The sequence below is a fragment of the Sphingobacterium thermophilum genome (genome assembly GCF_039541675.1).
Lineage (GTDB): Bacteria > Bacteroidota > Bacteroidia > Sphingobacteriales > Sphingobacteriaceae > Sphingobacterium > Sphingobacterium thermophilum.
The window spans coordinates 143,967-153,587 of the sequence record NZ_BAABGR010000035.1 but is presented as its reverse complement, the minus strand read 5'-3'; the positions used below and the strand labels follow the sequence as shown (position 1 = coordinate 153,587).

The window sequence follows — 9,621 nt, the reverse complement described above, 5'->3', positions numbered from 1 at the left end:
ACCCGCGTCTCCGCAATATTCCGTATGCGCTGCCGTAGTGGAGCATCGTTCTTACGAACATTTTTATAATACCACACGGACGTACTCAGCAGTGATACATTGCATGCTCTGCGAAGGGAAACTCGATAATCAGAAACCAATCCAGCAACCATTTTTCGACGTTGAGCAGGATTTAATACTTTTTTTTAAAACGTCTTGCAGCATCTGCTTATCCAGGCTCAGATCCGCAACCAACTTTTTTAATTGAGCATTCTCCTCTTCAAGCTGCCGCAGACGGCGCAGTTCCGCTACCCCTAAGCCACCATATTTCTTCTTCCAGTTGTAGAAAGTGGCTTCACTGATTCCCATTTTGCGGCACACTTCCTCGACGCATGTACCGGTCTCGGCCTGCTTGATGGCAAAGGCGATCTGCGCTTCGGTAAACTTTGATTTTTTCATGGATATTCCTCCCGTTTAAAATTAGTAATTCATAAACGAATTCTCTACTTTTAAATGCTCCAGTTTTAAGGGGAGAGGTCATCGCAAAATGGAGGTGGTCGTATCATCTTTCCGGCAGGGAAATATTTGACAGGTACCATCTACCTGAAGTCTAATGTAACATTACATCTAGAGAGGGGAGCTGTCATCTTAGGTTCCAAAAACCCTTTCGATTACCCTTTGGATACGCTGGGTTCTATTACATGGAAGGCTTTGATCTATGCTGTACGTCAGGAAAATATTGCCATAACAGGGCAAGGTATGATCCAAGGAGGAGGCATAGACAATGCATTGAATACGTTGAATATGGTGCAGCGTGGTCTTATCGAAGATGAATTGAAATATGATCGTGTAAGGGAGTGGAAACGCCCGCAGAACATTTATTTCCTCGCTTGTAAAAATATAGTAATACAAGGGATAACATTGAAAGATCCGGCAAGCTGGAACCAAACCTACGACCAATGTGAGGACCTTTTGGTGGACGGTATCACCGTCGATAGCAAGTCGTACTGGAACAATGACGGTATAGGCTTGGTCGATTGTGTCAATGTGGTGGTAAGAAACTCTTTCTTCGATGCGGCAGACGATGCTATATGTCTCAAATCACATGATGCCACAAAATTTTGTGACAACATTTTAATCGAAAATTGTACGGCCCGCTCGAGCGCCAGTGCCTTTAAGTTCGGTACGGTTTCACGTGGAGGCTTCAGAAATGTTACCGTACGTAACCTCACTGTCTACGACACTTATCGCTCGGCCATAACTTTTGCTGCGGTAGACGGTGGTTTCGTGGAAAATATCTTAGTCGATGGCGTACGTTCTATCAATACCGGAAACGTCATATACCTGCGTATCGGCGACCGCTGGAGTAAAGGGAAAAAGCCTTCCATGAAAAATATTACTATAAAAAATGTATATGCTGAAGTTCCAGCAGCAAAGCCGGATGCAGGATATAGCTACGAAGGTCCTATAGAAGATTTGCCACGCAACATTTCTCCGGCAAGTATCGTAGGACTTCCAAATTACAAAATTCAAAATGTGCTGCTGGAAAATATAGAAATGGTATATCCGGGTGGAGGAGATCCTTTCTATGCTTACCGTGGTACAAAGGCTGAAGACCTTGAAAGCATACCAGAGATGGAAACGGCCTATCCGGAGTTCTCGCAATTCAAAGAGTTGCCTGCTTGGGGCTTTTATTTGCGTCACGTCGAAAACATCACTTTGAAGAATATAACCTTCAAAGCATTGAAAGCAGATTACCGCCCTGCCGTAGTGGCCGACAAGATCAGTGACTCCAGATTCGTCGATGTAAAGACAGTAGAACCCGATGCAGGACAAAAACAGCAAATTGTTATTTACAAATCGCCTAATACCGTAATTCAATAATCATGAAAAGACTTATTTATAGCTTCATCATAACACTATTCTTTATTCAGAACCTTTCTGCGCAGGAATACAATGCCTCTAAGTTTGGTTGCATATCGGATGGCATCACCAACAATACTACTGCCATACAATATGCTATAGACTTTATTTCGGCCAAAGGAGGAGGTAAGCTGAATTTTTATGTAGGACGCTATGTTACGGGGTCTCTGCAGCTGAAATCCAATGTTACCATCGAGCTTCATGAAGGTGCTGTATTGTTAGCTAGTCCCAATCCGAATGACTATACGCCACTGAAGGGAGAGCGTGCACTCTTGATAGGTGACAGTGTACAGCATGTTCATCTTACGGGAAAGGGTGTTATCGAATTTCAGCCGCAGGCTATGACATCCTTCATCGAAAAAATAAATAAGGCGGGGATACTAAGCTATGCTATAGAGCAGCAGCCGGCCTCTATCGCTTTAATTCATGTAGAAGATGTCAAGGTGGACAGCATCTTGATCTCCAAAAATGTTAACTCAGCTATCAATCGGCATTTACCATCGCCGTGCCCGACGGAGGCATAGCAGAAGATATCTTAGTGGATAGCCTATACGCCTATCATACCGGAAACCCTATTTATTTACGTATAGGATCTCGCTGGAATAACAAGCGTATCGGTGTTTTGAAAAATGTGACCATACAAAATTTCTATGCCGAGATTACGGAGGAAAAGCCTGATGCTGGCTATGTGTACGAAGGGCCTATTGAGGATAATCCACGCAATGTGTCTCCTTCCAGCATAGTAGGTCTGGAAAATATGAAAATTGAAAATATCATTCTAAGAAATATAGAAATTTCCTATCCGGGGAAAGGAAATCCTAATTATGCTTTTAGAGGGGTGTCGCCAAAAGATTTAGAATCTATCCCCGAAATGGCGGAGGCCTATCCGGAATTTTCTCAATTTAAAGAACTTCCTGCCTGGGGTGTTTTTGTGAAAAACGCGAATAACATTACCTTTGATAATGTGAAGCTTATTGCCCGCGACCAAGATTATAGACCTGCCATAGTATTGGACAAAGTAAACGGGCATACGCTAAAGGGTGTGAGGGTGATAGAAAAAGGCGTTAAATCCAAAAAACAAATTATAAAGCATAACACGAAATAGTATGATGAACCTCAAAAACATTTGCAGTATTATGGTCTTAACCGCTACGGTATTCTCCAATGCCGTCGCACAGAAAAGACCGGTAGACTATGTAAACCCGATGATAGGAACTGCCCGTATGGGACACACTTTTCCTGGAGCTACAGTACCTTTCGGCTCCGTACAGCTGAGCCCCGAAACGGATACCTTGTCTTATGAACATGAAGGAAAGTATAACAAAGACGTATATAAATATTGTGCCGGCTATCAGTATGAGGATAACTCCATTGTAGGGTTTAGCCATACCCACTTTAGTGGGACCGGTCATTCAGACTTGGGGGATTTCCTTATCATGCCGACAGTAGGAAAGTTGCAGCTTAACCCCGGCGTGGCACAGGATACGCGTACAGGATACCGCAGTAAGTTTAGTCATCAGAATGAGGTGGCGGAAGCCAACTACTATAAAGTGCTGTTAGAAGATTACAATGTGCAGGCTGAGCTGACAACAACCGAGCGTGTAGGCTTCCACCGCTATACTTTTCCTGACTCCAAAGAGGCACATATCATCCTCGATTTAAAGTCCGGAATTTATAATTATGACGGCAAGAATGTATGGACGGTGGTGCGTGTAGTAAACGACACCTTAGTAACAGGCTATCGCCAAACACACGGTTGGGCGCGCACACGTACCGTATATTTCGCCATGACATTTTCCAAGCCTTTCAAGAGTTATGGACGTAAAAGCTTTGACAAGAACCAGGTGTATAGAGGCTTCTGGCGTAAGTTCAATCAAGATGAAAACTTTGCTGACCTCGCCGGAAAAGATATGGTCATGTATTTTGACTTCGATACCAACAAGGATGAACCTGTTCAGATCAAATTTGCTATCTCACCTGTAAGTCAAAGCAACGCACTACAAAACCTTCGTGCGGAAGTGCCACATTGGGATTTCGACCGTGTCAAAGAAGCCGGCAAAAGCAAGTGGAACGAAGAGCTTTCCAAAATCGCAATAGAGACTATCACCGAAGATGATAAGGTCAATTTCTATACAGCCATGTACCACGCCTATTTAGGCCCTACCATCTATATGGATGTAAACGGTCAGTATAAAGGATTGGATCAGGAGGTACACACAGCTCAAGGGTTTACCAACTATACTACCTTTTCATTGTGGGATACGTTCAGAGCTCTCCATCCTTTCTTTAACATCCTCCAGCCGTCGCGTAATGCCGATATGGTGGAGTCTATGTTGGCACATTACGACCAAAGCGTGCTCAACATGCTTCCTATCTGGTCGCACTATGCCAACGACAATTGGTGTATGAGCGGTTATCATGCCGTTTCTGTCATAGCAGATGCCATCCTTAAGGGTGTCTATAAAGGAGACCCTCACCGCGCTTTGGAAGCTTGTATTGCCACCTCAAACAGAAGAGACTATGAAGGTATCGGTGAATATATAGATTACGGCTATATTCCGCATGAAGTAAATAGCAATTCGGTGTCTACAACCTTGGAATATGCATATAACGACTGGTGTATCGCCCAGTTAGCGCTTAAGTTGGGCAGAAAAGATGTGTACGACACCTACATGAAACGTGCTCAAAACTGGAAGAATGTCTTTGACCCTTCTATAGGCTTTATGCGCCCTAAGGATGCCAAAGGTAATTTTGTCAAAGATTTCGATGTATTGGATACACATGGACAAGGTTTTATCGAAGGTAACTCGTGGAACTATAGCCTGTTCGTACCGCAGGACCCTAATGCCTTGGTAGCCTTGCATGGCAACAAGAAAAGGTTTGTCAACTACCTTGACTCTCTGTTTACGATGGAACTTCCGGATAAGTATTTCGAAAATACAGAAGATATCACCCGTGACGGAATCATAGGAAACTATGTCCATGGCAACGAACCTTCACATCATGTGGTGTATTTATACAATTATGCCGGCACACCTTGGAAAACACAAGCCCGCGTGCGTCAAATCTTGAGAGCCATGTATCAGGCCCGTCACGATGGCTTGGGAGGTAATGACGACTGCGGACAGATGAGCGCTTGGTATCTTTTCGGCGCCATGGGATTTTATCCTATAGCACCGGGCTCGCTGCACTATGACTTAGGTAGCCCTCTCGTAAAACAAGCAGTCATCAATCTCGATAACGGAAAACAATTTGTCATCAGAACCAAAAACCAGTCCGAAAAGAACGTTTACGTATCTAAGGTTTTGTTGAACAATAAAGAGTTGGACAGAACATATATCACTCATGAGGAAATCATGGCTGGCGGAGAATTGTTATTTGTGATGAGTAGTAAACCGGTGAAGTAGGAAATGCGTGTTTTTTCAATTCTGTTCTTAATTCATTTTATAGGAATATCTTGGGGTGTAGCCCAAACTAATGATACTCTTTTTGTAAAGAAAAATTATACCAAACGCGAGGTATATATCCCTATGCGTGATGGCGTCAAACTCTATACGGCTATTTACGAACCGCAGGATAAAAGCAAAGATTATCCTATCCTTATGATTCGTACGCCATATAGTATAGCACCTTATGGAGAAAGCAACTATAAGGTACCTTTAGGTCCCAATAGGGACTATATGTATGATGGCTATGTTTTTGTATATCAGGATGTTCGCGGTAAATATATGTCCGAAGGTCATTTTATCGCGAACAGACCGGTAGCCACGGACGGTAGTGTTGATGAAGCTACGGACACCTATGACACTATAGACTGGTTGGTGAAAAATGTTAAATCCAACAAGAAAGTAGGCATATGGGGAGTTTCGTCTCCCGGCTTATACGCTTCCATGTCTTTGATAAACGCGCATCCCTGTCTAAAGGCAGTATCGCCGCAGGCCCCCGTAACGGATTGGTTTCTAGGAGATGATCGTCACCATAATGGTGCTTTCATGTTGATGGGGACCTTTTCTTTTTTGAGTTCTTTCGGACGCGAACGCGATTCTATTTCCACACGTCATCCAGGAGGATTCGGGGCTTACAACACTTCGGATACTTACAACTTCTACTTAAAGACAGGTGCGCTCAAAAATTTCAACGAGAAGCACCTCCATTATAAAAGCGTTCTGTGGAATGAGATGATGGCTCATCCCAACTACGATCAGTATTGGCAGGATCGCAATTATCTGAAGCATATCAATAAGTTTCATCCGCAGGTGTTGGTCGTAGGAGGTTGGTTGGTTTGACCAAGAAGATCTATATGGTCCTCTGAAGACCTATGCTCATCTAAAAAGACGAACCCTTCTCATACGCATTTTGTCATGGGACCGTGGTATCACGGCTCTTGGCTACGTGGCAAAGGGGATAGCCTTTTCAACTTGAATTTTGAAAGCAACACTTCGGAATATTACCGTAAGCATATAGAGATGCCTTTCTTCAGGAAATATTTGAAGGATGAAAGCGAAAGAGAAATTCCTAAGGTGCAGGTGTTCTTCACCGGTGCCAATTATTGGAAGACTATGGATAGCTGGCCTTCTCATAAAGTATCCGAAACACGTTTTTACTTACATGCCGACCGCACTGTTAGTTTTGTAGCACCACGAGCTGCTGAAGGTAAGCTTAACTATGACAGTGACCCTAACCATCCTGTGCCTTACACCAACGAAAGAACAGTATTTCGTGGGCATAAGTATATGGTTGAAGATCAGTTTTTTGCTGCTAAACGCCCCGACGTGCTGGTCTTTGAAAGTGATGTGCTTGAAGAAGATGTGACAATAGCCGGCAATATAATGGCAGATTTATATGTTTCGACGACAGGAACGGATGCCGACTTTATTGTCAAGCTTATAGATGTCTATCCTTATAATTCTAAATCCGCAATGTCAGACTATCAGCTGATGATAAGAGGGGAAGTCATGCGTGCCAAATACCGCAATAGCTTCTCTGAGCCGGAGCCTATGCTGCCGAATAAGACTTATCGCGTCAAATTTGATATGCAGGATGCTGCCCATGTGTTTAAGAAAGGACATCGCATCATGGTGCAGATACAAAGTACTTGGTTCCCGCTGGTGGACCGAAACCCTCAGAAGTTTGTAGATATCTACAAAGCGGAGGATAGCGATTTTAGCAAACAGACACACACTATTTATCTTAATAAAGAATACTCTTCAAGTTTAATTTTACCTGTTTTATATGAAAAGTAGACTGTTAGTTTTATTCTTGTTGCTTGCGACGGTGGTGTCAGCACAAGAGGAGTATGGAAGACGTATTGTCAAGGAGATTGCGTCGGCAAAATATTATGGTCGTGGATTTGTGTTTGACGGTGACCGCAAAGCAGCAAATTACATTGCCAAAGAATTTAACAACAATGGAATTGTACCTTTGTCAGGAACCGATAAAGGCTACTTCCAATATTTTACCCTTTCACCGAATACTTTTCCCAAGGAAACTACTGTTGCTATTGATGGGAAAAAGCTTAAAGTAGGATGCGACTTCCTTATCGATGCGGCTAGCAAAAGCATCAAAGGCTCTTTCGCGTGGATCAGATTGACAACAGATGATTTCACGAAAGACCTAGAGAAGGACATTCTTTCCAACGTCGCGTACCAAGGTCGATTCCTTTATATTGAAGAAAAGGAAGCTATCGCCCAATTGGGTAATGACACTTTTAGAAAATGGATAGAAGTCTTGAAAAATAAAGGTGTTCATGCCGGCGTAATTATAAATTCTTCCAATAAACTGTTGTGGAGAACGCTATTATACCAAATTGAAAAGCCTGTATTATATCTTAAAGATTTCGAAACATCAAAGAGAGAAGGTCTGTTGACACTTCAAGTAGTGGCAGAACATAAGAAAGATTACCAAACCCAAAACGTATGTGGCTTCCTTAAAGGAACTGGCGATACGGATTCGACTATCGTTATCACCGCCCATTACGATCATATAGGGGCTATAGGTAAAAATGTCATCTTCAAAGGTGCAAACGACAATGCCAGCGGTACGGCTCTGATGTTGTATTTGAGCAACTATTACGCTAAGCATCCTAGTAAATACGATATGGTGTTCTTGGCTTTCTCGGCTGAAGAGAGTGGTCTTTTGGGTTCTAAGTTCTTCGCTGAAAATCCCCTTATCGACCTGTCGAAGATAAAATTTTTGTTAAACCTAGATATGGCAGGAACAGGAGATGACGGTATACAGGTGGTAAATGGTTCTATATTCCGTAAAGAATTTGACCGTATGGTGGAACTGAATAAGGAGAACAACTTCCTTCCCGAGGTGCGTATCCGAGGAGAGATGAACCGCAGTGATCACCAGCCTTTCTACGAACGAGGTGTACCTTGTTTCTTTATCTATACTTTGGGTGGAATCAGTGCTTATCATGATATTTATGATGTTTATGAAACACTGCCTTTTACCAACTTTACGAATTACGCTAAGCTATTGATAAAGTATATAGACACGTTCAAATAGATTCAGCTGCTAGTAAGAATATAAATTCCTCTAATTATTTTATTAGAGGAATTTTTTTTATTAGTAATTTGGATAAGATGTGTGAGTTAAATGGAAATTCAAATTGTCATCGAGTTGCAAAAAAGTAATATCTTTAGTGACATGTTGAGGGTCAAAAGCATTGTATCATGACAGTATCCATTACCGAATTCTTTGATTCAATAGAAATTAGTGACTTATCTGCTACGCCAAAGTATAAGCAACTTGCCGATTCTATCATCAATGGAATTCATCATAAAATTTTCAAGAAGGGAGATGTCCTTCCTTCTATCAACGAAATTTCTAGCTTTTTGGAGGTGTCGCGCGACACCGCGGAGAAGGCATACAAATATCTAAAGAATAAAGGGGTGATCTATTCTGCTCCAGGCAAAGGTTTCTTTATCGCCGTGAATGAGCTCAAACAGGGACCACGCATTGCCGTCTTACTCAACAAGCTTAGTGAGCACAAAAAAATAGTTTACGATGCTTTCGCCAGCGAGATGGGAGAATGGTCCGCCTTGGATCTTTTCGTGTATAATAGCGATATCTCTTATTTGAAATCTCTACTCCTGAATTTTACTAAGACTTACGACCATTACGTTATCTTTCCACACTTTAAGGAAGAAGCAGATCAGGCAGCAGAAATCATTAGCCGATATATCCCTTCGGAGAAGCTACTGCTGTTGAGTAAACTTATTCCTGACTTGGAAGGAGAATTCCCCGCAGTCTTTGAGAATCATGAGAACGATATCTATACGGCGCTCAATAAGGCGATAGAGCATCTGAAAAAGTATGAGACCATAAAGCTGGTGTTCCCTGTTCATAGTGACTATCCGAAAGCCATAATCAAAGGATTCTATAAGTTCTGTCAAGAACATGGGATAGACCATACCCTTGTGTCCAATTTGAAGCAGGAGAAAATAAAATCTGGTACCTGTTATATCAATATCGTTGAACGGGACTTGGCACTTATGCTGGAAAAAATCCTTGCTCAAAAACTAGAGGTGGGAAAAGATGTAGGTATCATCTCCTATAACGAAACGCCGCTGAAAAAATTTATTCTGAACAGCATTACAACCATTTCCACAAATTTTGAATATATGGGTAAGGCGGCCGCACAGTTGATTAAAAACAAGTCGAAAGAGCATGTGGAAGTGCCATTCGACATTATCATAAGAGCATCTATCTAGT

The 9,621-nt window shown here is 42.3% G+C and carries 6 protein-coding genes and 2 pseudogenes; 7 read left to right on the top strand and 1 reads right to left on the bottom strand.

The features are described 5' to 3' along the window. Nucleotides 1-438 (bottom strand): annotated as a pseudogene (locus ABD873_RS11355) (transposase); the annotation flags it as partial. A gap of 102 nt (nt 439-540) precedes the next feature. Here ABD873_RS11355 and ABD873_RS11350 point away from each other — a divergent pair. The 7 genes and pseudogenes from ABD873_RS11350 (at nt 541) to ABD873_RS11320 (ending at nt 9,620) form a co-directional block, all read left to right on the top strand. After that, nucleotides 541-1,863: a glycoside hydrolase family 28 protein gene (locus ABD873_RS11350; protein WP_345068820.1), complete on the top strand. Its 1,323-nt coding sequence runs from the start codon at nt 541-543 to the stop codon at nt 1,861-1,863. A 2-nt stretch (nt 1,864-1,865) separates the two neighbouring features. Continuing rightward, nucleotides 1,866-2,426 carry a glycoside hydrolase family protein gene (locus ABD873_RS11345; protein ID WP_345068409.1) on the top strand — a complete coding sequence of 187 codons (561 nt, stop codon included), beginning with the start codon at nt 1,866-1,868 and terminating at the stop codon, nt 2,424-2,426. Continuing rightward, a complete protein-coding gene (locus ABD873_RS11340) occupies nt 2,408-3,007 on the top strand; it encodes a hypothetical protein (protein WP_345068407.1) in 600 nt (199 codons plus the stop codon). Before ABD873_RS11345 ends, ABD873_RS11340 begins: the two co-directional genes overlap by 19 nt. A 4-nt stretch (nt 3,008-3,011) precedes the next feature. Next, nucleotides 3,012-5,309, top strand: coding sequence for a GH92 family glycosyl hydrolase (locus tag ABD873_RS11335; protein WP_345068818.1), 2,298 nt, complete (start codon nt 3,012-3,014; stop codon nt 5,307-5,309). Between the two features lie 3 nt (nt 5,310-5,312). Further along, nucleotides 5,313-7,145: pseudogene (locus tag ABD873_RS11330) on the top strand (CocE/NonD family hydrolase). Continuing rightward, nucleotides 7,135-8,412 (top strand): M28 family metallopeptidase, encoded by a 1,278-nt coding sequence (locus tag ABD873_RS11325; RefSeq protein ID WP_345068405.1) that lies wholly within the window; start codon nt 7,135-7,137, stop codon nt 8,410-8,412. The pseudogene ABD873_RS11330 and the gene ABD873_RS11325 overlap by 11 nt, the downstream one beginning before the upstream one ends. Before the next feature lie 167 nt (nt 8,413-8,579). Then, a complete protein-coding gene (locus ABD873_RS11320) occupies nt 8,580-9,620 on the top strand; it encodes a GntR family transcriptional regulator (RefSeq protein ID WP_345068403.1) in 1,041 nt (346 codons plus the stop codon). Nucleotide 9,621: the final 1 nt, after the last annotated feature.

Coding starts and splice junctions, on each gene's coding strand:
- ABD873_RS11345 (WP_345068409.1), top strand. CDS start 1,866: ATGAAAAGACTTATTTATAGCTTCATCATAACACTATTCTTTATTCAG.
- ABD873_RS11335 (WP_345068818.1), top strand. CDS start 3,012: ATGAACCTCAAAAACATTTGCAGTATTATGGTCTTAACCGCTACGGTA.
- ABD873_RS11325 (WP_345068405.1), top strand. CDS start 7,135: ATGAAAAGTAGACTGTTAGTTTTATTCTTGTTGCTTGCGACGGTGGTG.
- ABD873_RS11320 (WP_345068403.1), top strand. CDS start 8,580: ATGACAGTATCCATTACCGAATTCTTTGATTCAATAGAAATTAGTGAC.